This window comes from Kitasatospora sp. NPDC086801 (genome assembly GCF_044745805.1).
Classification (GTDB): Bacteria; Actinomycetota; Actinomycetes; order Streptomycetales; family Streptomycetaceae; genus Kitasatospora.
In genome coordinates this window covers 156,973-183,642 of sequence record NZ_JBIVAX010000014.1, presented here as the reverse complement: position 1 = coordinate 183,642, position 26,670 = coordinate 156,973, and the positions used below count along the sequence as shown (strand labels likewise).

The window sequence follows — 26,670 nt, the reverse complement described above, 5'->3', positions numbered from 1 at the left end:
GGGGGGGGGGGGGGGCGGGGGGGGCGCGGCGGGCGCCCCGGGGGGGGGCCCGCGCGCCGGGGGGGGGGGGGGGCGGGGGGGGGGGGCGGGGGGCCCCCCCCCCCCGCCCCCCCCCCCCCCCCCGCCCCGTAGTACCGGTACTGCTACCGGACTAGATGCACCACGGACGGGTGCAGGACCCCTCACAGGAGATGCTGAACGCGGACTCCTCCTGCTCGCCGAGCTCGGCCGAGACCAGGTCCTGCACGTCGAGGTCGAACAGCTCCAGCATGTTGTCGGCCATGAGGGCCTCCCTTCGTCAGTGCCGCGGCTGACCCGCGGCGAACTGCAGCGGACGTTAGGCACTCCTGTAGGGGCCCAGCAATGGTTCTGCACGGATGAATGGATTAACTCAGCCAAAAATCGAAACAGTTCGATCAATGGTGGACAGTTTTCGATCGCCGAGGTAGACACGACCCGACCCGCCGTCAGGAGTGCGAGCCGCGTGACGGCATCGGCACGGGGCGTGAAGCACAAGGCACGAGGCACGAGGAGCACAGTGGTCGAGACGCACGGAGCGCCGCAGGACGGACTCTTCACCGCGACCGGCCCGGTCCTGCTGCGGACACCCGCGCTGCCGCGCTCGCGCCGTCACGCCGCCCCGGCCGACCCCGCGCACCCCGCGTCGGGGCCCGCCGACGCCGCGCTCCTGGCACACCTCGCCGAGGCCGCCGCCGACCCGGCCCTGCGCGAGGCGATCGAGCTCTCCAGCCCCTCCCTCGCCGACCTGCTCGACCAGGTCGCCGCAGGCACCGTGCCCCGCCCCGCCGCGCTGCGCCGGGCGGCCGAGGCGGTCAGCCGCTACCGGCTGCGGATGGCCACCCGGCCGACCCCGTTCGGGCTGATGGCCGCGGTGGTGCCGGCGCGCTTCGGCGCGGCGGCCAAGGTCCGCTGGGGCGGGGCCGACCGCCGCGCCCTACGGCCCGACCTGGGCTGGCTGCTCCCGCTGCTCGACCGGCTGCGGACCGACCCGGCGGTGCTGCCCGGCCTGCGGCTGGCCGTGGACCAGCAGGCCCGGCTGCGCGGTGGCCGCCTGGTGCTGCCGTATCTGCCCGAGCGTCGGCCCGGTGCCGGTACCGGGGCGGAGCCGGTCGCCGAGCGGACCGTGCGGGCCACCGCCGTGGTCCGGGCCGCGATCCGGACCGCCGCCGAGCCGGTCCGGTACCCCGACCTGCTCGCCGCGCTGACCGCCGACTTCCCCACGGCCCCGGCCGAGGCGGTCGCGGCCCTGGTCCGCTCGCTGGTCGGACAGGGTTTCCTGCTCACCGACCTGACGCCCCCGCCGGACAGCACCGACCTGCTCGGCCATGTGCTCGACCGGATACCCGCCGACCACCCGGTGCACGCCGAACTGACGGCCGTCCGCACCGCGTCGGCGCAGGCGGCCGCCCTGCCCCGCGGACAGGCCACCGACCTGCTGCGCGAGCTCCGGGCCCGGATGACCCGGCTCGCCCCGACCGACCGCCCGCTCCACGCGGACCTCGCCCTGGACGTCGACGTGGTCCTGCCGGACCAGGTCCGCACCGAGCTGGAGCAGACCGCCGCGCTGCTCTGGCGCCTGTCACCGTCGGCTCCCGCACCCGAGCATCTGCGCGCCTACCACGCGGAGTTCATCGAGCGGTACGGCACCGACAGCCCCGTCCCGCTGACCGAACTGCTCGACCCCGACACCGGCATGGGGCCGCCGGCCGGCTACCGGCGCCCGGCCGGCCCCCGCGGCTCGGCCAACCCCCAGCCCTCCCGCGCCCGCTCCGACGCCGACGCGGCCCGTGACCGGTTGCTGGCCGAGCTGGCAGCGGGCGCCCTCGCCGACCGGGGACCGGACGGCACGCTGCCCGAAGTGCTCCTGGACGACGACCTGCTGGCCCGACTGACCCCGCCGCGCGACGAGGCGGGCGGCGCCGCCGACACCCCGCCCGCCTCCCTGGAGCTGTACGCCGAACTGGCGGCGGACTCCCTGGAGGCGCTGGACGCCGGGGACTTCCGGCTCGTGCTCTCCCCCGTCGCCGGCAGCGACCGCGCCGGAGCCACCTTCGGCCGCTTCGCCACCCTGCTCGCGGGCACCGGCGCGGGCACCGGCGCGGGCACCGACCCGGATGCCCACCCGGGCCGGCCGGCGGGTGACCCCGCAGTGGCCGGCGGGGCGCTGCTGGCCGAGGCCGCCGGGTCGGCGCGGTCCACCGGATCCGGCGCAGACGGCGACGGCGACGGCGGCACAGACGGCGCACTCGAAGCGCACCTGGAGTTCACCCCGTACCGCCCGCGCCACGCCAACATCGCCCTGACCCCGCGCTGGCTCGACCACCGGGTGGTGGTCAGCGCCTTCGCCGACCCGGGCGGCCCGTCCGTACTGCCGCTGGACGACCTGGTCGTCCTGGCCGACCCCGAGCGGCTCGCGGTGTACTCCCGCCGCCTCGGCCGGGAGGTCCGCGCCGCCACCCATCACGCGCTCAACCTGCGCAGCGGTGCGCCGAACGCGGCCCGCTTCCTCCAGGAGGTGACGCTGACCGGGCAACGGCCCTGGCAGCCCTGGGACTGGGGGGCGGCGAACAGCGCGCCCGTACTGCCGCGGGTCCGCCGGGGCCGGGTGGTGTTGGCCCCGGCCACCTGGCGGCTGACCGCGCCCGTCCCGGCGGCCGCTGCCCCGTTCGAGCAGTGGGACGAGGGCCTGGCCCGCTGGCGCCGGCGGTGGGGAGTGCCGGCCGCCGTCCGCCTGGTCAGCGGCGACCAGCGGATCAGCCTGGACCTCGACCTCCCGTGGCACCGGCGGCTGTTGCACAGCCAGGCCCGGTCCGCCGAACCCACCGTGCTCCAGGAGGAACCCGCCCCGGCCGGCGACGGCGGCTGGCTGTGCGGACCGGATGGTGCGCGGACCGCCGAGCTGGTGGTCCCGCTGCGCCGCACCGGGGTCGGGCCGACGGCGGCCGGACGGCGCCGCCCGCTGCCCGCCCGGCGCGAACGGACGGTCGAACTCCCCGGCGGATCCTGGCTGTTCGCCCGGCTGGCGGCCACCGAGGCCCGCCAGGAGGAGATCCTGGTCGAGCACCTGCCCCGGCTGCTCGACGCCCTGCCCGCCGACGTGGACCGTTGGTTCTTCGTCCGTTACCAGGACTCGGCACCGCACCTGCGGCTGCGCTTCCACGGTGCACCGCCGGTCCTCGCCGCCGAGTTGCTGCCCACGGTGCACGACTGGGTACGGGAGTTGCGCCGGGCCGGGCTCGCCGCCGACCTGCGCCTGGAGGGCTACGCGCCGGAGACCGACCGCTACGGCGGCGCCGAGGTGCTGGCCGACGCCGAACGGGTCTTCCACGCCGACAGCCTCGTCACGCTGGCGGCGCTGCGGCTGGCCCGGGCGGAGCGCGCGCTCTCCCGGGACCTGCTCGCCGCCGTGAACATCGCCGGCACCGCGCAGGCCTTCCTGGCCGGTCGGGCGGGGCGGTCGGCGGGAGGCCGCGGCCCTGACGGCGGGCCCGAGGATCGCGCGGACCTCCCCATCGCCCGGCAGGCCGTCCCGCCGGCCGTCCCCGGCGTGCCCTCGGTCGGGGCCTGGCTGGCCGGGGTGTATCCGAAGTCGGAGCGCCACCACCAGGCGTTCCGGGCCCAGCGTGCGGCCGCGCTGCGGGCGATCGGCCCCGACGGGCCGACCGTCCCGGCGGGCGGCCTGCTGCCCGCCGACTCCGCGCTGACCGACGCCTGGCAGCAGCGGGCGGCCGCACTCGCGCGGTACGCGGCCCGGGTGGAGCCCTCCTCGGCCGACCCGGTGCTGGCCTCACTGCTGCACATGGCCCACAACCGGCTGATCGGGATCGACCGCGAGGCCGAGCGCCGGGCCTACGCACTGGCCAGGGGCGCCGTCGAGGCCCACCGGGCCCGCCGGTCCGGCCCGCAGGAGGGGCGATGAACACGACGGATCCGATCCGCGCGGTGGCCGAGTCGCTCAGCAGGCCCGGTGCGCTCGAGGAACCGGCCGCCGAGGGCGGCGGCGCGTCCGCCACGACACCACCGGCCGCGCCGCCCGCAGCGGCGCACACGCTCGGGGCCGGCCGCAGCGGCGCCGCGCTCGCGCTCGCCGTGCTGGCCGACCGCGAGGACGACCCCGCGCTGCGCCGCGCCGCGCACGGGCATCTCGCGGCCGCCGTGAAGTCCCCCGGGGCGATGCGGGGCGGCGGACTCTTCTCCGGTGCCGCCGCGATCGCCTTCGCCGCCCGCACCATGGCGCGGCGCCCCGGCGAGTACCGCACGCTGCTCGACGGGCTGGCGCCCCGGGTGCGGCAGGCCGCGGCCGGGCGCGTCGCCGATCTGCGCGCCGACCTGGCCGCCGGCGCGGGCCTGCGCGCGCACACCTTCGACACCGTCTCGGGCGCGGCGGGCCTGGGCCGGCTGCTGCTCGCACTGGAGCCGGACGGCCCGGTGCTGGCCGACCTGCTCGCCGCGCTGGTCGCACTCGCCGAGCCGACCGGCGGCGTGCTGCCGCGCTGGTGGACCGCCGGTGGACCGGGGCTGCCCGGCGCGGCTCCCGGGTTCCCCCGGGGGCATCTCAACCTGGGCCTGGCCCACGGGGTTCCGGGCCCGCTCGCCCTCCTGGCGCTGGCCCGGCTGCGCGGCGTGCACGTGCCCGGTCAGGACGAGGCGATCGAGGCACTGGCGAGCTGGCTCGCCGCCCGGCGGGTCCCCGGCCCGGTCGCCCCGGTCGGGTCCGCCCCGACCGACCCGGCCTCCACCGACCCGGCCTCCACCGAGCTGGACCCCACCGAGCCGGACCCCACCGGACGCGGCGCCGCAGGGGGTCGGCCCGGCGTGGGCGGTTCCTGGCCGATGACCCTGCGCGTCGAGGACGAGGAGGCCGGTCGGCTGCCGGCCGACCAGCCGACGCGGGCGGCCTGGTGCTACGGAACCCCCGGTGCGGCCCGCGCGCTCTTCCTGGCGGGCGCGGCCCGCGGCCGCTCCGACTGGCGGACCACCGCCGTCGCGGCGCTGACCGACACACTGCGCGACCCCGCCGGCTGGAACCTCCAGGGCCCCGGGCTCTGCCACGGCACCGGCGGCCTGCTGCGGATCGCCCAGCGGATGGCCGAGGAGTCCGGCTCCGCCGAACTGGCCGCCCACCTCCCCGCGCTCGCCGCCACCGTCGCGGGCCAGCTCGACACGGCACTCGGCGCCGGCGACCCGCCCGGCCTCCTGGAGGGGACGGCCGGTGCGGCCCTCGCCCTGCACGCCCACGCCTGCGCCCCCGCCCGGACCGCTGCGCAGGCGTCCTCGGCGGGCACCGGCGACGCCGCCGAGGAGTGGGACGCCTTCCTGCTGATCCGCTGATCCGCTGATCAGGAGGAAGCTGTCCCACTCCTCCGCTTGTCAGGTCATCGGGCGGCCTGACCCCGCCTCCGTCAGCGGGCGGCCCGCCTACTCCACCGTCACGCTCTTCGCCAGGTTGCGCGGCTTGTCGACGTCGCGCTTGAGGGCCACGGCGGCGTGGTAGGCGAGGAGTTGGAGCGGGATGTTGAGCAGCAGGGGGTCGAGTTCCGGCTCGCTCTTGGGGACGAGGACGCAGTGGTCGGCGAGCTTGTCCTCGGGGCGGCGGTGGCCGATCGCGATGACGCGGCCGGAGCGGGCCTTGATCTCACCGAGGGTGGTGAGGTTCTTGTCGAGCAGTTCGTCGTCCGGGACCAGCGCGACGGTGGGCAGTTCGGGGCTGATCAGCGCCAGCGGACCGTGCTTCAGCTCGCTCGCCGGGTAGGCCTCGGCGTGCACGTAGGAGATCTCCTTGAGCTTCTGCGCGCCCTCCCGGGCGACCGGGTAGCCGCGGACCCGGCCGATGAACATCATGCCCTCCGATCCGGCGTACTCGGCGGCGAGTTCGGCGATCGCCTCGGTCTGCGCGAGCACCTCGCGGATCTGGTCCGGCAGCGCCTTCAGGGCCGCGACGATCCGGCGGCCGTCGGCCGGCGAGAGGTCGTGGATGCGGCCGAAGTGCAGGGCGAGCAGCGCGAAGGCGACCACGGTGGAGGTGAAGGCCTTGGTGGAGGCGACCGAGATCTCCGGCCCGGCGTGCAGGTAGATGCCGCCGTCGCACTCGCGGGCGATGGCGCTGCCCACGGTGTTGACGACGCCGAGCACCCGGCCGCCCTTGCGCTTGATCTCCTGGACGGCGGCCAGCGTGTCGTAGGTCTCGCCGGACTGGCTGACCGCGATGTAGAGCGTGTCCGCCTCGATCACCGGGTTGCGGTAGCGGAACTCGGAGGCGGGCTCGCTGTGCGCGGGGATGCGGGAGAGCTCCTCGATCAGCTGGGCGCCCATCTCGCCGGCGTAGTAGGCGGATCCGCAGCCGAGGATCTTCACCCGGCGGATCTCGCGCAGCTCCCGGGCGTCCAGGTTGAGGCCGCCGAGGTGCGCGGTGGCGAAGCGCTCGTCGAGCCGGCCGCTGAGCGTGCGCTCGACCGAGCCGGGCTGCTCGTGGATCTCCTTGAGCAGGAAGTGCTCGTAGCCGCCGGTGTCGTAGGAGTCGATCTCCCAGTCCACGGTGGACGGCTGGTGGTGGGTGGTGCGGGCGTCGGTGGTGAAGGTGCGGAAGCCGTCGGCGCGGACGGTGGCCAGCTCGCCGTCCTCCAGGTGGACGACCTGGCGGGTGTAGCGGACGAGGGCGGACACGTCGGAGGCGACGAACATCTCCTTCTCACCGAGGCCGAGCACTATCGGGCTGCCGTTGCGGGCGGCCACGATCCGGTCCGGCTGCTCGGCGTCGAGCACCGCGATACCGTAGGTGCCGACCACCCGGCCGAGGGCGGCGCGCACCGCGTCCTCCAGCTCGACGCCCTCGCCGACGTGCGCGGCGATCAGGTGGGAGAGCACCTCGGTGTCGGTATCGGAGCGGAACACGGCGCCGTCGGCGGTGAGCTTGGCGCGCAGTTCGTCGGCGTTCTCGATGATGCCGTTGTGGACGACGGCGATCCGCTCGGCGCCGTCCAGGTGCGGGTGGGCGTTGGCGTCACTGGGGACGCCGTGGGTCGCCCAGCGGGTGTGGCCGATGCCGGTGCCGCCCTTGAACCGGGCCGGGACGGCGGCGGCCAGGTCGGCGACCCGCCCCTTGACCTTGCGGAGCTTGAGCCCGCCGGTGCGCCCGGTGACGGCCACACCGGCCGAGTCGTAGCCGCGGTACTCCAGCCGGGCCAGGCCCTCCAGCAGGAAGGGGGTCGCGTCCTTGGGGCCGATGTAGGCCACGATTCCGCACATGCGTGGTCTCCTCTTCGTGAATGCCGTGAATGCCGTGAGTGCGTCGGTGCCGTGAATGCCGTGGATCCGTGGATCCGTGAATGCCGCGCGTGCCCGGGGGCTGCCGTGCCCCCCCGCCCCGGACACCCGCCGCGGCAGCGCTCAGCCGTAGACGATCCGGCGCAGCTGGCGCGCCGAGAGCTCGGGTGCCGCGACGCGGCGGGCGGGGAGTTCCTCGGCGAGCCGGGCGAAGATCCGTTCGTTGGTCAGTCCGCGTGCCTGGAGCTCGCCGTGGCGGCGGCGGACGTACTCCTCGGTGCTCTCGGAGAAGTACGCGAGCACCTCCGCCACGACCCGCGCCGCCTCCCGGGGCCCGAGCGGGCTGGTCCGGGTGAGGTGGGCGAGGAGGTCGTCGTGAGGGTGGGGTGAGCTCGGCACGAGTGAGGAGCCTAGGCCGCACCGCCCAGCGGGGCCAAGAATCCTGCCCGAATTCGGGCAGACTTTATGACTTTCAGCTCAAACAACCAGCCACATCGCCCTCCCCAGCCCCTCCCGACTCGTTCTCGGCTCCTTCCCGACGCGCTCTTGTAGCCACACCCCTCCGACACGTAGCGTCATTTTCCGCATACGTAGCGGAAGACCGGAGGCTTGCTGATGTGCGGGATCACCGGATGGGTCGCCTTCAACCGTGACCTCACCGCCGAACGGGCCGTCCTCGACGCGATGACGGCCACCCAGATCTGCCGCGGCCCGGACGCCGGCGGCGTCCACCTGGAACGACACGCCGCCCTCGGCCACCGCCGCCTCGCGGTGATCGACCTGGAGGGCGGCGTCCAGCCGATGACCGTCGAGCACGACGGCCGGCTGCTGGCCGCGCTCACCTACAGCGGCGAGGTCTACAACCACCGCGAGCTGCGCGCGGAACTGGAGGCGGCCGGACACCGCTTCCGCACCCGCAGCGACACCGAGGTCGTGCTGCACGCCTACCTGGAGTGGGGCGAGGGCTTCGCCGAACGCCTCAACGGCATGTTCGCCTTCGCGATCTGGGACGCCCGCAGCGAGGAACTGCTGCTGGTCCGCGACCGGATGGGCGTCAAGCCGCTGCACTACCACCTCACCCCCGACGGCGTGATCTTCGGCTCCGAGGTGAAGGCCCTCCTGGCCCACCCCGCGGTCCGCCCGGTGGTCGACCTGGACGGGCTGCGCGAACTGCTCGCCTTCACCCGCACCCCGGGCATCACCCCCTACCGGGGCATCGTCGAGGTCCGGCCCGGGCACGTCGTCCGGGTCCGCCGCGAGGGCGTGTCGGTGCGCCGCTACTGGGCGCTGGAGGCTCGCGAGCACACCGACACCCTGGAAGCCACCGTCGCCACCGTCCGGGCCCTGCTGGACGACATCGTCCACCGCCAGCTCGATTCGGACGTCCCGCTCTGCTCGCTGCTCTCCGGCGGCCTGGACTCCAGCGCCGTCACCGCCCTCGCCGCCCGGGTCCTGCACGACCAGGGCGCCGGCCCGGTGCGCTCCTTCTCCGTCGACTTCGCCGGCCAGAGCGAGAACTTCCACGCCAGCGAGATCCGGCCGACCCTGGACGGCCCGTACGCCCGGATGCTCGCCGAGCACGTCGGCGCCGACCACAACGTGATCGAGCTGGACGCCGCCGCGCTCACCGACCTCGCCCAGCGGGACGCCGTCCTGCGCGCCCGCGACCTGCCCGGCGGCTTCGGCGACATGGACATCTCGCTGCTGCTGCTCTTCCAGGGCGTGCGCCGCCAGTCCACCGTCGCCCTGTCGGGCGAGTCCGCGGACGAGCTGTTCGGCGGCTACCGCTGGTTCCACGACCCGAGGGCGGTCGCCGCCGACGACTTCCCCTGGGCGGTTTCGCTGGGCGGCCTCGGCGGCCAGGGCACCGGCCCGCGCGAACAGCTGCTCGATGCCGACCTGCTCCGCAGGCTCGACCTGGACGGCTACCGGCGGGCCCGCTACCACGAGGCGCTCGCCGAAGTCCCGCACCTGCCGGACGCCGACCCGCTGGAACGGCGGATGCGCGAGATCTCGTACCTCCACCTGACCCGCTTCGTCTGCATCCTGCTCGACCGCAAGGACCGGATGAGCATGGCCAACGGCCTGGAGGTCCGGGTGCCGTTCTGCGACCACCGGCTGGTCCAGTACGTCTTCAACACGCCGTGGGCGATGAAGCACTTCGACGGCCGGGAGAAGAGCCTGCTGCGCGCCGCCGTCCGGGACGTGCTGCCGGACGCCGTCGCCGACCGGGTGAAGAGCCCGTACCCGGTCACCGAGGACCCGCACTACCCGGAGCTGCTGCGGGCCGAGCTCGCCCAGCTCGTCGCCGAGCAGAAGTCCCCGGCGCTCGCCCTGCTCGACCGGCGGCGCCTCGCCGACGCCCTCGACCCGGGCACCGACCCGCAGTCCGTCCGGCTGTCCGTCGACCTCGCGCTCGAACTGCACACCTGGTTGACGGACTACCAGGTGACGCTGGACATCTGACGGTTGCCGCCCCGGACGGCGCGGCGGCTGCGGTGGCGGGCCGCTGCGCCGTCCGGGTGATATTCCGGTGATCATCCGGAACCAACCCGCCGCGCCGGGGCGTCGGACCGTGCGATAGCGTCGCCGACACCTCCCGAATGGCGGGCGAAAACGCGGATTCCCGCCGGCCTGCCGTCAGGATGGGAGCGAACCGTCCACCTCGATCCGCCGGGGGATCACCTCATGCAACCGCGGGTATTCGCGATTCTCACCGCCCTGCTCCTGGGCGTCCTGGGCCTCGGGTCGGTGGCCGTCACCGACTGGTCGCCCGCGACCGCCACCGCGGCGACGACCCCGGCCACCGCCGAGAGCGCCGGCCCCGCGCCCGGCGTCGCGCCGGCGGCCGCGAGCGCCACCCCGACCGGCGACCCGGCGGTGTGGACCCGCTCGACGCTGCGCAACAAGCTGATGGCCGAGATGGACGCCACCGACCCCGGCGTCGCGCTCGCCGACCTCGACCGGATCACCAAGGAGAAGCCGTACACCGTGCGCTTCTGCCACCCGATCGCGCACGAGCTCGGCCACGCGTCGGTCAAGCGCTTCAACGCCGACTTCCAGAAGGTCATCTCCTTCCCGCACGAGACCTGCGCGGCCGGCTACCTGCACGGCGCGGTCGAGGAGATGCTCAACGCCTCCACCCAGCCCGAGGTGGACCTGCTCAAGCTCTGCGCGCCCCAGAACACCGGCCCGTGCATCCACGGCGTCGGCCACGGCACCATGTTCGTCGCCAAGCAGGACGTCCCCAAGGCGCGCGAGCTGTGCAGCAAGTTCCCCAGCGACCAGAACAAGATCCGCTGCTCCGAAGGGCTGTTCATGCAGCTCTTCGGCCCGGACGAGGAGGACGAGAAGGCCAAGGCGAACCTGCCCGCCGACAAGCTCGCCCAGGACCCGCTGTACCCGTGCAAGGACCAGCCGGGCCTGTTCCAGTCCGCGTGCTTCTTCTACGCCCCGACCTTCTACCTCTCCTCGCACGACTACCCGAACCACCCCGAGGTCTACGCCGACGCCCTCAAGTGGTGCCTCAACGGCAAGGCCAGCGGCGGGGCGACCGACTGCAGCCGCGGCGTCGGCTCGCGGACGATGAAGTACAACCTCGACCGCGAGGACTGGGCCGCCCAGCAGTGCGCCACCGCCGCCGACGGCTGGCAGCGCAAGGCCTGCGCCGAGGGCCTGGTCAGCTACTACACGGTCAACTACACCGACGACGGCGCGGCCGGCCGGCTCTGCGCCAAGATCACCGACAAGGAGATGCAGGGCTACTGCCGCTCCGCCAGCGGCCTGTCCAGCTCGCTCGACTGACCCCGCCGTCTCACCTGAAGGGCCCGCGCCGCACGGCGCGGGCCCTTTTCGTAGGATCGGCCGATCAGTCCACCGGGCCGAACGATCAGGCCGGACCGAACGATCAGGGTGCGCCGAGGACGCCGCGCCTCCCCCGCCCCCTGGAGAACCGCCATCATGACCACCGAGGACTTCCGCGCCGCCGCGCACACCGCCGCCGACCTCGTCTCCGACTACCTCGCCGAACTGCCCGGGCGCCCGGTCTGGCAGCCGATGGACGACACCGCCCGCCAGGCCCTGCTCGACGCCCCGCTGCCCGCCGACGGCCGCCCGCTCGCCGACCTCCTCACCGCCATCGGGCAGGACGTCCTCCCCCACCCGATGGGCAACGGCCACCCCCGCTTCTTCGGCTGGGTCAACTCCGCCCCCGCCCCCGCCGGAGTCCTCGCCACCCTCGCCGCCTCCGCCATGAACCCCAGCTCGGCCGGCGGCGACCACGCCGACGTCCACCTGGAACGCGCCGTGGTCCGCTGGATCGCCGAACTCGTCGGCTTCCCGCACCCGGCCGGCGGCGGCCTGCTCACCTCCGGCACCTCGATGGCCACCATCGTGTGCCTGGCCGCCGCCCGCAACCGCGCCGCCCGCCGGGCCGGACGGGACGTCCGTGAGGACGGCCTGGCCGGCCTGCCCCCGCTGGTCGGCTACGTCACCGGCGAGACCCACTCCTGCGTCCGCAAGGCCGCCGAACTCCTCGGCCTCGGCAGCCGGCACCTGCGCGCCGTCGCCACCGGGCCGGACGGACGCCTCGACCCCGCCGAACTGCGCGCCGCCGTCGAACGCGACCGGGCCGCCGGACTGCTGCCCTTCCTGGTCGTCGCCTCGGCCGGCACCGTCGGCACCGGCGCCGTCGACGACTTCGGCCCGATCGCCGACCTCTGCGCCGAACAGCGCCTGTGGCTGCACGTCGACGGCGCGTACGGGGCCTTCGGCCGGCTCGACCCGGCCATCGCCCACCGCTACGCCGGCCTGGAGCGCGCCGACTCCCTCGCCCTCGACCCGCACAAGTGGCTGGGCGTCCCCGTCGACTGCGGCTGCGCACTGGTGCGCGACACCGAGGAACTGCGCGGCACCTTCAGCCTCGTCCCCTCCTACCTGCGCGACGAGGCGGCCGGCGCGCTCGGCTGGTTCTCCGAGTACGGCACCGAGCAGACCCGCCCGTTCCGCGCGCTCAAGGTCTGGGCCACCATCGCCCACAAGGGCCGCGACGGCATCGCCCGGGACATCGCCCGCTGCACCGCCCTCGCCCGCCGCCTCGGCGAACTGATCGAGGCTGACGGGGAGTTGGAGCTGCTGGCCGAGGTGCAGATCTCCATCGTCGCGTTCCGCCACCGCACCCCCGGGCAGGACGAGGCCGCCGTCGACGCCCTCAACCGCGAACTCCCCGCCGCCGTCCAGCGGCGCGGCCGGGTCTTCGTCACCGGAGCCCGCCTCGACGACCGCGAGATGCTCCGGGCCTGCCTGCTCAACGCCACCACCACCGAGGCCGACCTGGAGCTCCTGCTCGCCGAGGTCAAGGCGGCGGCCGCGGAGCTGCAACCGTAACGCGGGCCCGAAGGCCTTAACCACCAGGTCACGGCGGGTTCGTGGACAGGAAACACCCGCCGGGCAGAGTGCTGTCATGGAGCAGACGGAGCACACGGAGCACCCGACCATGCAGCCGACGCCCACCCTCCCCCGGGCCCGACGGCGCGGCGCCGGCACCCACCGCTGGCGCCGCGACACCGTCGAACTCGCCGCCGTCTTCGTCTCGGTCACCGCGGCCGACCTGGTCGCCAAGATCGTCGTCCACGGCCCCGACGGCCCGGTGGTCCTCACCGCCGCCGCCCTCGCCCTCCTCGCCACCGCCCTCTTCCACACCTGGTGGTCCCAGCACCACCACCCCCACTCCCCCGCACCCCCGACCACCCTGTGGCGCGTCCGCACCGCCGCCCGCAGCACCCCCGACGGCCTGGCCCGCGTCCACACCGTCCTCGCCGACCAGCACGTCGCCATCCTGTCCCTCCAGCCCCACCCCCTCCCCGACACCACCGTCGACGAGCTCTACCTCCGCGCCCCCCACACCCTCACCCCCACCGACCTGACCACCCTCCTCACCACCACCGGCCACCCTCTCCTCGACACCCCCACCCGCATCGGTTAGGCCCTGTCCGGCGGATCTTGCCGGGCCCCGGGGGCACCTCCCGGCCGCCAGGCCGGGGGAGCGTCGCGCGCCCGGCCGGAGGCGGACGCGGCGGCGTCGGGGCGCGTGCCCGACCAGGCCCAGGCGGAGGAAGGAGGCGGCCCAGCGGCCGAAGGGCGAGGGGGCGTCGCCACGCAAGCCGGGCCTGAACGACCTCCCGGGGCCTGCCGCCGCCCGCCCTCCAGGGGCGAGGAGGCCGCGGCCCTCAGGAGTGCCGGCCTCGGGCCGCGGGGGCCGGGGTGAGGCGGTAGGAGGGGAGGCCCCGGCGGCGGATGAGGAACTCGGCGACTATGAGGTTGGGCAGCCAGCAGAGGAACGGCACGGCGGCGTAGGCGTTGTCGAAGAGGCGCTCGCCGTCGACGTGCCCCTGGGCGGTGAGCGTCTGGAGGAGGATGAGGACGCCGAGCCAGGACCGGAGGGTGACGGCGGCGTAGGTGAGGGCGAAGCTGCGGATCATCCAGGCGCGGTGGCTCGGCAGGTCGCGGTGGCGGACGGCACGGTAGCCGCGCCAGGTGGTCCAGGCCCAGAGCAGGGCGAGGCCGCCGAACCCGAAGAAGCCGTTGAAGGCGACCGAGTTGAAGAACGCCATGACGAACGCGGCCAGGGATCCCACGGCGACCCCGAAGACGTAGACGCGGCCGGTCCAGCGGTGGACCGCGGGGGAGCGTCGGCGCAGCGCCGTGGAGAACTGGAACGGGCCGACCAGCAGCGCGAGCGCAGCCGTCACGATGTGGACGTAGAAGGTGACTTGGACGGCCATCGGGCGCTCGGCGTAGGTGGCGGACAGGCCGCCCTTCGAAGCGGCGATGGGCAGGCTGGCCTGGGCGTAGGTCCCCACCGCGTACCCGACGATGGTGAGCGAGGTCAGCAGGACGACGGCCCAGCGGACGCGCCCGCCCCTGCTGGCCGGCGGGACGGGGGCGGGCGCGGTGTCGGCGGCGGTACTGGTCATCGGTGACCTCGATCGGCTGGAGGTGGGACGGCGTCACGTGCACGGTGCGGCGTCGCGCGGGCGGCCGGCGGTCCGCTCGCAGCGCCCACCACCCCGGAACGGGGGCCTACCACCGCGCTGTTCGAACCTCTGCCAGTCTGGCCGGGCCCGTGACCCCGGGCCATGGGGTAGCCCCCAGGGCCGGGAGGGGGTTACCCCTACGACCCGACACGACGTCAACCGGCCCCGCCCCCACGGCACGGGCACCGCCGCCGCCACCCCCGCCGCAACGGGGCCCCGGGGTTCGTTACGCAGCCGATGGGCGGCCGTGACACGACCGGCCGGGGATCGCGACACGGGCCTCCTAACGTCGCTGACGACGCACCGGCCACCCCGGCCGGGCGGCGTCCATGACGAAGGAGAACACCGTATGAGCAGGAGCCGTACCCACCGCTCCCCCGCCCGCCGCGTGCTGGCGGTCTGCGCACTGACCGGGGGCGCGCTGCTGACCGTCGTCACCGGCGGGCAGGCCTTCGCCGACGGGACCCCGGCTGCCACGCCCGCCGGGGGTGCCGCCGTGTCGGCCGCGCCGACCTCGACGCCCAGCCCGGCCAAGCCCTCCTCGGCCACCCCGGGGGCCCCCTCGGTCGTCGGCAAGGACGCCTCTTCCACGCCCACCGCGCAGCCCACCGCGCAGCCCGCCGCCGGTGGCGCCGGGGTCTCCAGTGACGGCAAGGCCCAGGTCAAGGAGGTGCCCAAGGGCGCGGCCCAGGCCGGCGACGGCTCCGGCGAGACCGACAGCAACGGCCTGATGCTGGCCGGTGGCGGGGCCGTCGCGGCCGTCGGCGCCGGTGCGCTGGGCTTCGCGATGCTGCGCCGCCGCTCCGGTGCGCGCGGCTGACACCGGCCCCGAGTCCGCCGGGCACCCCGGCGCCGTTTCCCCGCCCCTGACCGGGCGGGGAGGCGGCGCCGGGGGCCCGGTGGGCACCGGGGCCCCGCCGGACGGCGGGCAGCCCGAGGACACCCGCCACCGCCTCCCGCGCGGTCGCGGCCACCGGCGGCGCCGTGCCGCCGGCCCGGGCACGCTGCGCCGGACCGTGTTCGGTGCGGCGGGCCTGGCCTGCCTGGTGCTGGGCACCACCGTGGCGCTGTCCGGCCAGCAGACCCCGGTGGTACGGGTCGAGCCCTCGGTGCACGGCAGTACGGACAACCCGGCGGCCCCGCCCTCGGGAGGCCCCGGAACCACGGGGACCACCGGGAGCACCGGGAGTCCGGCCGGCACGCCGAAGCCCTTCGCCGCGTCGGCTCCGACCCGGCTGCTGGTCCCGGCCGCCGGGGTGGACGCCCCGGTGACCGACCTCGGGCTCAATCCCGACGGGACGGTCGAGGTGCCGGCCGCCGACCGGGCCGGCGAGGTCGGCTGGTACCGCAACGGGCCGACGCCCGGGGAGGCCGGCCCTGCCGTCCTCATCGGGCACTACGACACCGCGCACGGCCCGGCGGTCTTCCACGGCGTGCCGAAGCTGCGGCCGGGCGACCTGATCCAGGTGCGGCGCGCGGACGGCAGCACCGTGGACTTCAAGGTCCGCACGCTGCTCCAGGCCGCCAAGGACCGCTTCCCGACCGAAACGGTCTATGGTGACACCCCCGCGCCCGCGCTCAGGCTCATCACCTGCGGCGGGCGGATCGGTTCGGACGGGCACTGGACGGACAACATCATCGTCCTGGCGGACCTGGCCACTCCGGGCGGTGCGGCCGGCTGAGACCGGCTGAGACCGGCGCGGCATCCGGCAGTCGCGGCCGTTCGCCGGCCGAAACGGCTCGGGACGGCGGTTCGGGAACCACCGACCGCCGTCCACGCGTACCACCGAGACCGGTGCGGGGACGAACCGGCGCATCGCCGCAGACCAGGAGGACGAACACCGACCGTGGCAGCAGCATCCCCACCCCGCCGCCGGCCCGTCGCCGTGCCGGTGGCGGCCCTCGCCGCCCTGGCCGTCCTCGTGGCGCTAGCGGCCCTGGTCATCGGCCGCGCCACCCCCGGCGGGCTGCAGGACCACGGCGCCGCCCAGCCGGTGGCGCCGCCACTGGTGGCCCAGCCGCTCTGGCCCGGCGTGGCGGCCTCCCCGTCGCCGAGCCCGCCCGCCACCGGGGCCGGGACGGCCACGCAGGCGCCGCCGCAACCCGTCCCGGACGTCACCGTCCCCGGGCGCGACCTCAGGACGGTCGACGTCCGCACCGTCCTCGCCAAGGACCCCGCGGTGGGCCCGGAGGAGCGGCGGGCCCTGGACTCCTGCCCCGGCTGCGAGGTCCGCAGCCCCGAGTTCCGCGACCTCACCGGCGACGGGCGGGACGACCTGGTCGTCGCCGTCGCCACCCCGGGGCCCGTCGTCCTGCACGTCTACGCGCTGGCCGACGACCGGCTGCTGCCCATCCTCCGGGTCGAGGTGATGAAGGGGTTCAGCGCCTCGACCGTCGGATCCGACCTGTGGCTCTACGAGCCGACCGCCGCGTTCGTCCAGACCAGCAGCCACTACCAGTGGGACGGTGTCCGGCTCAGCCTGCTGGAGCGGAAGGTCGAGGACACCGGCCCGATCGCCGGCCCCGCCGCCGGAGCCGCGAACGGCAACGCGCTGACGCCCACCAGCACCCCCACCGCAGGCCCCGCCGTCTCCGCCGGCGGCCACGCCTCCGCAACCCCCCCACCGAAGCCCGCCGCGCCCGAGCCGAGCTCCGGCGTGGCAAGCTCCTCCCCGAAGGCGGCCGTCCCGGTCCCCGTCCGCCCGTCCTCGGCTCCCTCGGAAGCGAAGCCATGAACCCCGCAGCCGCGCCCGCCCACCCGCACATCCTGCTCGTCGAGGACGACGAGGTGATCCGGGAGGCCACCCGGATGGCCCTGGAGCGCTACGGCTTCCCGGTCACCACGGCCGCCGACGGCCTGGAGGGCCTGGAGGCCTTCCACGCCGTGCGCCCCGACCTGCTCCTGCTGGACGTCATGCTGCCGCTCCTCGACGGGGTCGGCCTCTGCCGCCGGATCCGGGAGGAGAGCCAGCTGCCGATCCTGATGATGTCGGCGCGCACCGACCCGGTCGACGTGGTGTCCGGCCTGGAGGCAGGGGCGGACGACTACGTCGTCAAGCCCTTCGAGAGCGCCGTGCTGGTCGCCCGGATCCGCACCGTGCTGCGCCGGGTCCGGGTGGTCCCGGCCGCCGAGCCCGCGCTGCCCGAGGAGCCCGCGGCCCCCACCGGGCCGGCCGGCCCCGCCGCCGACGGCCCCGCGGACCCGCCGTCCGCCACACCGTCCTCCTCCTCGGCCCCCGCGCCGTCCCCGGCGCTGCGCAGCTTCGACGGCATGCAGGTGGACACCGACAGCATGGAGGTGCGCGTCGACGGCGCCCTCGTCCCGCTCACCCCCACCGAGCTGCGGCTGCTGCTGGAGTTCACCGCCGCGCCCGGCATCGTGCTGGAGCGCTCCACCCTGCTGGAACGCGTCTGGGACTACGACTGGGGCGCCGACACCCGGGTGGTGGACGTCCACGTGCAGCGGCTGCGTGCCAAGATCGGCCCCGGCCGGATCGAGACCGTCCGCGGGTTCGGCTACAAGCTGCGGCGTCCGGCATGACCCTGCGCCGTCAGATCGCCACCGCCGTCGCCGCCATCGCCGTCCTGGTGGCGGTGGCCGTCGGCCTGCTGGTCCACCAGGCGATGATCCGTCAGCACGTGGACCAGGCCCGCGCCGCCGCGCTCGCCGCCCTCGGCTCGGCCGTGGACACCTACAAGCGCGGCGAGGTCACCGACCGGTTCACCCTGGACGACCCGGCGCTGCCCGCCGGGCTGCGCACGCTCGCGGCCGACGGCCGCGAGGGCTCGCTGCTCGCCGGCGGCCCGACCGGCGAGGCGATGTGGGCGGCCCGACCGGTTCAGACCGGGGTGCTCTCCGTCCGGGTGGACTTCACCCAGGACCGGCAGGCGATCGCCGACCTCGACCGGATCATCCTGATCACCGTCGTCGCCTCGGTCTTCACCACGGTCCTGGCCGGCGTGCTGGTCGCCGACCGGATCAGCCGCCGGCTGCGCACCGCGGCGACGGCCGCCCGGGGCATCGCCGCCGGCCGGACGGACGCCCGGATCGGCGAGCTCGTCGACGGAAAGGACGAGGTCGCCGACCTCGCCGCCGCCGTCGACCTGATGTCCCGCACCCTGCACCGCCGGCTGGAGGACGAGCAGCGCTTCACCGCGGACGTCGCCCACGAGCTGCGCACCCCGCTCACCGGCCTGGTCACCGCGGCCGAGCTGCTCCCGCCCGGCCGCCCCACCCAACTCGTCCAGAACCGGGTGCAGGCCCTGCGCTCGCTGGTCGAGGACCTGCTGGAGGTCTCCCGCCTCGACGCCGACGCCGAGGTCCCGGACTTCGCCCCCGTCCCGCTGGAGCGGGCGGTGCGCCGTACCGTCTCGCTCACCGGCCTGGAGGTCGACGTGGACGTGGCGGTGGCCGCCGACCGCCAGGTCCGCACCGACCTGCGCCGCCTCGACCGCATCCTCGGCAACCTGCTGCTCAACGCCCACCGGCACGGCACCGCGCCGGTCCTGCTGCACGTCGACGGCCACCGGATCACCGTCCGCGACCACGGCCCCGGCTACCCCGACGACCTCCTCGCCCGCGGCCCCCAGCGCTTCCGCACCAACGCCCCCGAACGCGGGCGCGGCCACGGCCTCGGCCTCACCATCGCCACCGGCCACGCCCGCGTCATCGGCGCCGACCTCACCTTCGCCAACCACCCCGACGGCGGCGCCCTCGCCACCCTCACCCTCCCCGACGACCCGTCCCACCGCTGACCCCGCGGCGCCCTCCCCCGCCTCCTCCGCCCTCCTCCGCCCCCGGGTTTCGACGGACGGTCGCCGAGCCCGGGTCGGACGGGGGCGTTCGGTTCGGGTGCCGAGGGACGGAGGTGGGCGGCGCGATGGATCGTCGGGGTCTCGGTGTCGCTGCGGCGGCCGGGGCCTGGGCCCCCCCGGGTGGCCCCGGCCCGCCGGGCCGCTCAGCCGTCGCTCAGCTGTCGGTCAGCCGTCGCTCGGCTGGACGACACACGCCGCGTTCGCGAGCATAGATCCGAAGCCGCCGAGCAGCGTGGAGACGACGCTCTTGCAGGCGGCGGCCTCCTGCGGCGTCTTGGGCCCGTCGGCGGCGGCGGCCGGCTGGGCGAGGGCGAGCGGTGCGGCGAGCAGCAGCGCGCAGCACGCCACGCCCAGTGCGGACTTCTTGACGGGAGACGGCCGGAACGACATGTGAGCCCCTTCGGAGGAGGTGGGATCGGCGGAAAGCCGAGCCATCACTATCCGAAGAGGCCCGCCCGTCCACGGATCCTGCGCCATCCGTGAGCGTGTCCGGATCAACGGTCGTCCGTCGCCATCACCGGTCGTCCGCCGCCATCACCGGTCGTCCGTCGCCGTCCCGGCCGGTGCGGGAGCGTCCCAGCCAGTGCGGGGCCGTCCCGGCCGGTGCGGGGGCCTCCCGGTCACGCCCCGGAACCCGGTCGGGCCCCCGGGCCGTGGTCACGCTCCGGAGCCGTCCAGGTCACTCGTGCGTTCACGATCACGTAACCGGCCGGAAGCGCGGCGTCGGTAGCGTCGGCTGCATGACGGCATCACGCACTCGCCCCGAACGGCTCTGGCACCGGCCTTTCCGCAGGTCCGACCGCCGGTGCGCGGCGCCCGAGGGCCAGGCCGCCCGGCTGCCCGCACTCACCGGGGGCCCGTTCCGGCCCGCCCGTCCGCACCCCCCGGTCGACCGGCCGCGGGCCGTGGCGGTACCGGGCTGGGAGACGCCGTCCCGGCTGACGCTGACGGACGGGACGGCGCTGACGCTGCGCCCCGCCGGGCCGGCCGACCGGGCGGCGGCCCTGGCGATGCACCGCCGCTGCTCCCCCGCCTCGCTGCGGCTGCGCTACCACGGGCCGGTCCGCGACGCCGGCCGCTACCTGGACCACCTGCTGGACGCCCGGCACGGCCGCAGCCTCGCCGTGACGGCCGCCGACGGGCGGATCGTCGCCCTCGGGCACCTGATGTGGGACGACGACGAGGCGGAGCTGGCGGTGCTGGTCGAGGACGCCTGGCAGCGGCGCGGACTCGGTCCGGCCCTGCTGCGGCAGCTGTCGGCGGCGGCCCGGGCGGCCGGTGTGACGACGGTGTACGCGGTGACGCACGCCTCCAACACCGGGCTGATCACCGCGATGCGCCGGCTGGCCGCGCCGCTGGACTTCCGGGCCGAGGACGGCACCCTGGTGATCACCGCCACGCTGGCCGCGGGCGAGCCGGCCTCCTGCGCCCGCCCGGGCCGTTGATCCTTTCTTCACCACATCCTCACCCGGGAACCCCGCGGGCCCGGAGAGCGTCCCAAGCGGCGAAGGCCCCCTCCGTACACCGTCTTCCCCGACGACCCGTCAGGGCGCCCGCGGCGGCGCCTCCGGCCGCGTCGCAGCAGGCTGCATGGGGTCCGGATCGTCGAGCCGGGCGGCGGAGTCGGTAGGCTGGCCCCGTCCCCGCCGCCCGACGGCCCGTTATCCGGACCCGGGTGGTGCCGCAGCAAGGAGGAACCACTGAGCATGGCAGGCACCGAATCGGAGCCCACAGGCGCACGCGACGCCTCGCTGCCGGCCCGCGCCAAGATCGCGGTCACGGCCGGTCGGGTCGCCGCCGCCGTGTCCCGCAAGGCCGGACGCGGAAGCGGCTCGGTGATCGGCGGCAAGGTCGCCCTGAGGCTCGACCCCGACCTGCTCGCCACCCTCGCCGACCACCTCGACGTCGTCCTGGTCAGCGCCACCAACGGCAAGACCACCACGACCCGGCTGATCGCCGAGGCGCTGCGCGCCGCCGGCCCGGTGGTCTCCAACGCCCTGGGCGCCAACATGCCGGCCGGCATCACCTCCGCCCTGGCCGGCGGCTCGGACGCCCGCTTCGGCGTGATCGAGGTCGACGAGAAGTACCTGGCGGGCGTCGCCCGCGACACCCGTCCCAAGGCGATCGCCCTGCTCAACCTCTCCCGCGACCAGCTCGACCGGGCCGCCGAGACCCGGATGATGGCCGAGAAGTGGCGCGAGGGCCTTCAGGACACCGAGGCCGTGGTCATCGCCAACGCCGACGACCCGCTGGTGACCTGGGCCGCCTCCTCCTGCAAGAAGGTGGTCTGGGTGGCCGCCGGACAGGCCTGGAAGGAGGACGCCTGGTCCTGCCCCGCCTGCGGCGGCGTGATGCAGCGCCCCGGCGACGACTGGTTCTGCCAGGAGTGCGGCTTCCGGCGCCCCAACCCGCACTGGGCGCTCCAGGGCACCCACGTGATCGACCCGCAGCGCGGCGCCTGGCCGATCCAGCTCCAGCTGCCCGGCCGGGCCAACCTGGCCAACGCCACCAGCTCGGCCGCCGTCGCCGCCGTGTTCGGCGTCTCCCCGCAGGTCGCGCTGGAGCGGATGCGCTCGGTCACGGCCGTGGCCGGACGCTACGACGTGGTCCAGTACCAGGGCCGGGACATCCGGCTGCTGCTGGCCAAGAACCCGGCCGGCTGGCTGGAGACCTTCTCGCTGATCGACGGCCCGCCCGCGCCGGTGATCCTGTCCGTCAACGCGCTCGACGCCGACGGCACCGACACCTCCTGGCTGTGGGACGTCGACTACGAGCGCCTCGCCGGGCACCCGGTGTTCGTGATGGGGCAGCGCAAGCTGGACCTGGCCGTCCGCCTGGAGGTCGCCGGACTGCAGTTCCACGTGGTGGACACGCTGGAGCAGGCCGTCCGGATGGCCCCGCCCGGCCGGATCGAGGCCATCGCCAACTACACCGCCTTCCAGCAGCTGCGGAAGGTCGTGGCCGGCTGATGCCGCGCCTGCAGCCCCCGATGACGCAACTGATCGTGACGGAAGGCCTTCGAGGATGAGTGAGAGCAGCCTGCGCGTGGTCTGGGTCTACCCGGACCTGCTCAGCACCTACGGCGACCGCGGCAACGCCCTGGTCGTGGAGCGCCGGGCCCGCCAGCGCCATCTCAACGTGACCCGGATCGACGTCCGGTCCGACCAGGCGGTCCCCACCAGCGGCGACATCTACCTGATCGGCGGCGGTGAGGACCGTCCGCAGCGGCTCGCCGCCGAGCGGCTGCGCAACGACAGCGGCCTGATCCGGGCGTCCGAGAACGGCGCGATCATCTTCGGCGTCTGCGCGGGCTTCCAGATCATGGGCCACGAGTTCGTCAACGACCTCGGCGAGCGCGAGCCGGGCCTCGGCCTGCTCGACGTCTGGACCACCCGCGGCGAGGGCGCCCGCTGCGTCGGCGACGTCCTCGCCGACGTCAACCCGCGCCTCGGCCTGCCGCAGCTCACCGGCTTCGAGAACCACCAGGGCGTCACCCACCTCGGCCAGGGCGTCCAGCCGATGGCCACCGTGGTCGCGGGCCGGGGCAACGGCACCGGCGACGGCACCGAGGGCGCCTGGCGGGACACCGTGTTCGGCACCTACCTGCACGGCCCGGTGCTGGCCCGCAACCCCGCCGTGGCCGACATGCTGATCAAGCTGGCGCTGGACGTCAACGCCCTGCCGCCGGCCGACACCACCTGGTACGACGCGCTGCGCGCCGAGCGCATCGCCGCCACGACGCGCCCCGCGTAGTACGTCCGTACGCCCCCGACGCCCGGGTGCCCGCGATGCGGTCACCCGGCCCAGGGGCGGCCCCGGACGTACCACAATGGGGCTGCCTACTGCACACCCTCCTCGGCAGCAGGCTGCACTTCCGCGCGGGGGCGCCGACGGCGCCGCTCCCGCGTCGGCTCCTGCCCGGCCGGACCAGGGGCCGTATGCTCGACTTCGCGGCCGTTTTCGGGCGTTCCGTCCGGATCGGCCGGTCCTTCACCCCGCGGCCACCTCCCTGCCACTCCGGCGTGGGAGCGCCCCGCTACGGTGACGGCTCGTCGTCCCAGCCTGTAGTCCGGCCGTTCCTCGGTTCTGCTCGGGAGTTGCAAAGCTAATGCGTATCGGAGTGCTGACCAGCGGCGGTGACTGCCCCGGCCTGAACGCGGTGATCCGTTCCGTGGTCCACCGGGGGGTGGTCGACCACGGCGACGAGATCATCGGTTTCCAGGACGGCTGGCGCGGTCTTCTGGAGGGCGTCCACCGGCCGCTCACCCTCGACTCGGTGAGCGGCATCCTGGCCCAGGGCGGCACGATCCTCGGCTCGTCCCGGGTCCAGCCCAGCCACCTGCGCGACGGCGTCGAGCGCGCCAAGCAGCTGTGCGCGGACCTCGGCATCGACGCGGTGATCCCGATCGGCGGCGAGGGCACCCTGAAGGCCGCCAAGCTGATGAGCGACGCCGGACTGCCGGTGGTCGGGGTCCCGAAGACCATCGACAACGACATCGCCTCCACCGACGTCACCTTCGGCTTCGACACCGCCGTCTCGGTCGCCACCGAGGCGCTGGACCGGCTGAAGACCACCGCCGAATCCCACCAGCGGGTCATGGTCGTCGAGGTCATGGGCCGGCACACCGGCTGGATCGCGCTCAACGCGGGCATGGCGGCCGGCGCGCACGCCATCGTCGTCCCGGAGCGGCCGTTCCACATCGACAAGCTGACCGCCGTCGTGCGCGAACGCTTCGACCGGCAGAAGAAGTTCGCCATCGTGGTCTGCGCCGAGGGCGCCAAGCCCGAGCCCGGCACCATGCACTGGGAAGAGGGCACCAAGGACATCTACGGCCACGAGCGGTTCACCGGCATCGCCACCCAGCTCTCCCGCGAGCTGGAGCACCGGCTCGGCAAGGAGGCCCGCCCGGTGATCCTCGGCCACACCCAGCGCGGCGGCACCCCGACCGCGTACGACCGGGTGCTCGCCACCCGCTTCGGCTGGCACGCCGTCGAGGCCGTCCACAAGGGCGCCTTCGGGCACATCACCGCGCTGCAGGGCACCAACATCAACCTGGTGCCGATCGCCGAGGCGGTCGCCGAGCTGAAGACCGTCCCGCAGGAGCGCTACCTGGAGGCGGAGACGGTCATCTGACCTCCCCCCGCCACGTCGAGGGCCCCGCCACGTCGAGGGCCCCGGACCGGCAGCGGTCCGGGGCCCTCGGACGTCCGACGGGCGCCCCGGCGGCGGCCCCGCTAGCGTGGCCGGTGGAGCGGACCACTCGCGGAAGGGCAGCCGATGGAGATCCTCGCGTACGGGGTGCAGGCCGACGAACGACCGTTGCTGGAACAGGCCTTCGCCGGCCGGCACGGGCTGCGCTGCCTGAGCATGTTCCTCAACCGCGACACCGCCCCGCTCGCCGCCGGCTACCCCGCCGTCAGCAGCAGCGTCAACGCCGTCCTGGACGCCGAGACCCTCGCCGTCCTCGCCGCCGGCGGCACCAAGCTGATCGCCCAACGCTCCACCGGCTTCAACAACATCGACCTCGACGCCGCCGCCGAACTCGGCCTCACCGTCGCCCGGGTCTCCCACTACAGCCCCTTCGCCGTCGCCGAACACGCCTGGACGCTGGCCCTGGCCGTCAACCGCCGGATCGTCCGGGCCGCCGGGCGCAGCCGCGAGTTCGACTTCCGGCTGGACGGGCTGCTCGGGCGGGACGTGCACGGGATGACCGTCGGCGTGATCGGCACCGGCAAGATCGGCGAGTGCTTCGCCCGGATCGCGGCCGGCTTCGGCACCGAGCTCCTCGGCTGGGACATCGCTCCCAACCCCGCCTGCCTCGACCTCGGCATGCACTACACCGAACTGCCCGAACTCCTCTCCCGCGCCGACCTGGTGAGCCTGCACGTGCCCCTGCTGCCGGCCACCCACCACCTGATCGACGCCGCCGCGCTGGCCCGGATGAAGGACGACGCGATCCTCGTCAACTCCAGCCGCGGCGGCCTGATCGACAGCGCCGCCCTCGTCGAGACCCTGCGCGCCGGCCGCCTCTCCGGCGTCGGCCTCGACGTCTACGAGGAGGAGACCGGCGTCTTCTTCACCGACCGCTCCATCGAAGGCATCACCGACGACGTCCTCGCCCGCCTCGTCACCTTCCCCCAGGTCCTCGTCACCAGCCACCAGGCCTACTTCACCCACACCGCCGTCGGCCAGATCATCGACGCCACCACCCGCAACATCGACGACTACGCCGCCGGCCGCACCAACGAGAACACCCTCGTCCCCGCCACCCGCAGCTGACCCACGGTTCGAACGGGCGGCGTCGTGCTCAGCCGTGCCTCGATTCCGGCAGGCGGGCGCAGGGGGCCGCGTCCAGGGCGCCGGGGGCCGTCGCGTCCCAGGCCCGCAGGGCGGCGAGGGCGGCGGCCCGTGCGGGCGGCGTCGGCCGGACGCCCTCCGGGGCGAGCAGGAAGTCGGCGACCGGGGTGAGCAGCAAGGTGGCGGCTCCGGCCGGGAGCAGGCGGGCCTCGTCCCACTGGTGCCGGATGACGGGGCGGCGCAGCAGGGTGCCGTACCGAGGCCGGAGCGGGCGGGCGAGGGACTCGCGGCGGCGGAGTTCGGGGGCGACCTCGGCCTCCAGCGCGGTGCGCACGCCCCCCAGGGAGCCCAGCGGCACGTGCTCGGCGGCGAGGTCGAGCAGCGCGACGGCCTCCGGGGCGAGCCGGTAGGCGGCGACCACGGCGGCGGTCTCGACGGGTTCGAAGGGCTGCCGATCCAGGCGGGCCACGTCGAGCACGTCACCCGCCCGGAAGGTGCGGCCGAGCCCCTCCTCCGCGAGGGCGATCAGGCACTCGACGTGGTCGTCGGCGGCCAGGTAGGGCCGGACCGGAACGGTGGCGAGGTCACCGGTGAGCGCAGCGGTTCCGAGCCGGACCTGGTACCAGGGGTCGAGCAGCGGGTCCTCGGCCGGCCAGCGCAGGGTGACGGAGGTGTGCCGGGGGCGTTCGCCGAGCAGGGTGACCTCCACGGACTCCACCGGGTGCGCGGTGGCCAGCCGGCTGACGGCCTGCCAGAGCGCGGCCTCGGTGGGGCTGACGAGGGTGAGCTCGCCCAGCGGCCGGGGCAGGTCGGACGGGTAGTAGCCGGCCAGCGGGAGGTCGCGGATCGGGCGCACCCCGGTGGCGTCGGCGAGGTCGCGGGCGACCCTGGCGTAGCAGTCGGCCCGGTCGCGGGCGCGCCGCAGTTCGGCGCGGGCGTGCTCGCCCATCCGGACGTCCTCCCGGACGAGCGCGGCGAGCACCAGGTACGGGAGGTCGCGGGCGCCGCGGGCGCGGCGGAGCAGTTCGACCGGTCCGGCGACCGGGTCGACGTCGAGCAACCGGTAGAGCAGGTCGGTGTTCACTGGCGTCGGCCTCCGAGAACTGTGGTGGTCGCCCGGGCAGCGACCCGGGGGTGTGGCGGGCCCGGCGGGTCGAACCGGGCCGACGGCTGGGGCTACCAGTGATTGTGGCGGTGCACGATCAATACCGGATCACTGCGGGGTCGACGATCTCTCGA

At 75.1% G+C, this 26,670-nt stretch carries 22 protein-coding genes; 16 read left to right on the top strand and 6 right to left on the bottom strand.

What is annotated here, in order from left to right:
* Window positions 1–151: 151 nt before the first annotated feature.
* The gene (locus ACIPLC_RS18220; protein ID WP_400473995.1) at window positions 152–283 is read right to left on the bottom strand and encodes a hypothetical protein; all 132 of its coding nucleotides are present in this window, start codon (window positions 281–283) and stop codon (window positions 152–154) included.
* A 255-nt stretch (window positions 284–538) separates the two neighbouring features.
* Here ACIPLC_RS18220 and ACIPLC_RS18215 point away from each other — a divergent pair, with 255 nt between their 5' ends.
* Both ACIPLC_RS18215 and ACIPLC_RS18210 read left to right on the top strand, forming a co-directional pair.
* Complete coding sequence (locus ACIPLC_RS18215) at window positions 539–3,940, top strand: lantibiotic dehydratase (protein WP_400473994.1); 3,402 nt, start codon at window positions 539–541, stop codon at window positions 3,938–3,940.
* Complete coding sequence (locus tag ACIPLC_RS18210) at window positions 3,937–5,352, top strand: lanthionine synthetase LanC family protein (protein ID WP_400473993.1); 1,416 nt, start codon at window positions 3,937–3,939, stop codon at window positions 5,350–5,352. The genes ACIPLC_RS18215 and ACIPLC_RS18210 overlap by 4 nt, the downstream gene beginning before the upstream one ends.
* 87 nt (window positions 5,353–5,439) lie before the next feature.
* Here ACIPLC_RS18210 and glmS read toward each other — a convergent pair whose 3' ends face one another.
* Both glmS and ACIPLC_RS18200 read right to left on the bottom strand, forming a co-directional pair.
* Window positions 5,440–7,266 (bottom strand): glutamine--fructose-6-phosphate transaminase (isomerizing), encoded by a 1,827-nt coding sequence (gene glmS, locus ACIPLC_RS18205; RefSeq protein WP_400473992.1) that lies wholly within the window; start codon window positions 7,264–7,266, stop codon window positions 5,440–5,442.
* 141 nt (window positions 7,267–7,407) lie between these two features.
* Window positions 7,408–7,683 carry a hypothetical protein gene (locus ACIPLC_RS18200; protein ID WP_400473991.1) on the bottom strand — a complete coding sequence of 92 codons (276 nt, stop codon included), beginning with the start codon at window positions 7,681–7,683 and terminating at the stop codon, window positions 7,408–7,410.
* Between the two features lie 216 nt (window positions 7,684–7,899).
* On the opposite strand from ACIPLC_RS18200, the gene asnB reads away from it, so the two are divergent.
* The 4 genes from asnB (at window position 7,900) to ACIPLC_RS18180 (ending at window position 13,267) form a co-directional block, all read left to right on the top strand.
* The gene (gene asnB, locus ACIPLC_RS18195) at window positions 7,900–9,750 is read left to right on the top strand and encodes an asparagine synthase (glutamine-hydrolyzing) (protein ID WP_400473990.1); all 1,851 of its coding nucleotides are present in this window, start codon (window positions 7,900–7,902) and stop codon (window positions 9,748–9,750) included.
* 222 nt (window positions 9,751–9,972) lie between these two features.
* Entirely contained in the window at window positions 9,973–11,088 is a 1,116-nt protein-coding gene (locus tag ACIPLC_RS18190; RefSeq protein WP_400473989.1) for a hypothetical protein, read from the top strand.
* Window positions 11,089–11,244: 156 nt separating this feature from the next.
* Window positions 11,245–12,669: a pyridoxal phosphate-dependent decarboxylase family protein gene (locus ACIPLC_RS18185; RefSeq protein ID WP_400473988.1), complete on the top strand. Its 1,425-nt coding sequence runs from the start codon at window positions 11,245–11,247 to the stop codon at window positions 12,667–12,669.
* 76 nt (window positions 12,670–12,745) lie between these two features.
* Entirely contained in the window at window positions 12,746–13,267 is a 522-nt protein-coding gene (locus tag ACIPLC_RS18180) for a hypothetical protein (RefSeq protein WP_400473987.1), read from the top strand.
* A gap of 244 nt (window positions 13,268–13,511) precedes the next feature.
* Here the strand turns inward: ACIPLC_RS18180 and ACIPLC_RS18175 are convergent, their stop codons facing one another.
* Entirely contained in the window at window positions 13,512–14,258 is a 747-nt protein-coding gene (locus ACIPLC_RS18175; protein ID WP_400473986.1) for a DUF2306 domain-containing protein, read from the bottom strand.
* 409 nt (window positions 14,259–14,667) lie between these two features.
* Here ACIPLC_RS18175 and ACIPLC_RS18170 point away from each other — a divergent pair, with 409 nt between their 5' ends.
* The 5 genes from ACIPLC_RS18170 (at window position 14,668) to ACIPLC_RS18150 (ending at window position 19,073) form a co-directional block, all read left to right on the top strand.
* Window positions 14,668–15,138, top strand: coding sequence for a hypothetical protein (locus tag ACIPLC_RS18170; protein WP_400473985.1), 471 nt, complete (start codon window positions 14,668–14,670; stop codon window positions 15,136–15,138).
* Between the two features lie 79 nt (window positions 15,139–15,217).
* The gene (locus ACIPLC_RS18165; RefSeq protein WP_400473984.1) at window positions 15,218–16,000 is read left to right on the top strand and encodes a class F sortase; all 783 of its coding nucleotides are present in this window, start codon (window positions 15,218–15,220) and stop codon (window positions 15,998–16,000) included.
* A gap of 165 nt (window positions 16,001–16,165) precedes the next feature.
* A complete protein-coding gene (locus ACIPLC_RS18160) occupies window positions 16,166–17,053 on the top strand; it encodes a hypothetical protein (protein ID WP_400473983.1) in 888 nt (295 codons plus the stop codon).
* Complete coding sequence (locus tag ACIPLC_RS18155; RefSeq protein WP_400473982.1) at window positions 17,050–17,859, top strand: response regulator; 810 nt, start codon at window positions 17,050–17,052, stop codon at window positions 17,857–17,859. Before ACIPLC_RS18160 ends, ACIPLC_RS18155 begins: the two co-directional genes overlap by 4 nt.
* Window positions 17,856–19,073 (top strand): sensor histidine kinase, encoded by a 1,218-nt coding sequence (locus ACIPLC_RS18150; protein ID WP_400473981.1) that lies wholly within the window; start codon window positions 17,856–17,858, stop codon window positions 19,071–19,073. Before ACIPLC_RS18155 ends, ACIPLC_RS18150 begins: the two co-directional genes overlap by 4 nt.
* Window positions 19,074–19,298: 225 nt before the next feature.
* Here the strand turns inward: ACIPLC_RS18150 and ACIPLC_RS18145 are convergent, their stop codons facing one another.
* A complete protein-coding gene (locus tag ACIPLC_RS18145) occupies window positions 19,299–19,523 on the bottom strand; it encodes a hypothetical protein (RefSeq protein ID WP_400473980.1) in 225 nt (74 codons plus the stop codon).
* 350 nt (window positions 19,524–19,873) lie between these two features.
* Between ACIPLC_RS18145 and ACIPLC_RS18140 the strand changes: the two genes are divergently transcribed.
* The 5 genes from ACIPLC_RS18140 to ACIPLC_RS18120 all read left to right on the top strand — a co-directional run bounded on the left by ACIPLC_RS18140 (window position 19,874) and on the right by ACIPLC_RS18120 (window position 25,413).
* Window positions 19,874–20,578 (top strand): GNAT family N-acetyltransferase, encoded by a 705-nt coding sequence (locus ACIPLC_RS18140; protein ID WP_400473979.1) that lies wholly within the window; start codon window positions 19,874–19,876, stop codon window positions 20,576–20,578.
* Window positions 20,579–20,839: 261 nt separating this feature from the next.
* Window positions 20,840–22,102 (top strand): MurT ligase domain-containing protein, encoded by a 1,263-nt coding sequence (locus ACIPLC_RS18135; protein ID WP_350886666.1) that lies wholly within the window; start codon window positions 20,840–20,842, stop codon window positions 22,100–22,102.
* A 55-nt stretch (window positions 22,103–22,157) separates the two neighbouring features.
* Window positions 22,158–22,886 carry a type 1 glutamine amidotransferase gene (locus ACIPLC_RS18130; protein WP_400473978.1) on the top strand — a complete coding sequence of 243 codons (729 nt, stop codon included), beginning with the start codon at window positions 22,158–22,160 and terminating at the stop codon, window positions 22,884–22,886.
* Between the two features lie 355 nt (window positions 22,887–23,241).
* Window positions 23,242–24,267 carry a 6-phosphofructokinase gene (locus ACIPLC_RS18125; RefSeq protein WP_400473977.1) on the top strand — a complete coding sequence of 342 codons (1,026 nt, stop codon included), beginning with the start codon at window positions 23,242–23,244 and terminating at the stop codon, window positions 24,265–24,267.
* A gap of 144 nt (window positions 24,268–24,411) precedes the next feature.
* The gene (locus tag ACIPLC_RS18120) at window positions 24,412–25,413 is read left to right on the top strand and encodes a 2-hydroxyacid dehydrogenase (RefSeq protein WP_400473976.1); all 1,002 of its coding nucleotides are present in this window, start codon (window positions 24,412–24,414) and stop codon (window positions 25,411–25,413) included.
* A gap of 28 nt (window positions 25,414–25,441) precedes the next feature.
* Here ACIPLC_RS18120 and ACIPLC_RS18115 read toward each other — a convergent pair whose 3' ends face one another.
* Window positions 25,442–26,515: a hypothetical protein gene (locus tag ACIPLC_RS18115; protein ID WP_400473975.1), complete on the bottom strand. Its 1,074-nt coding sequence runs from the start codon at window positions 26,513–26,515 to the stop codon at window positions 25,442–25,444.
* Between the last annotated feature and the right edge of the window lie 155 nt (window positions 26,516–26,670).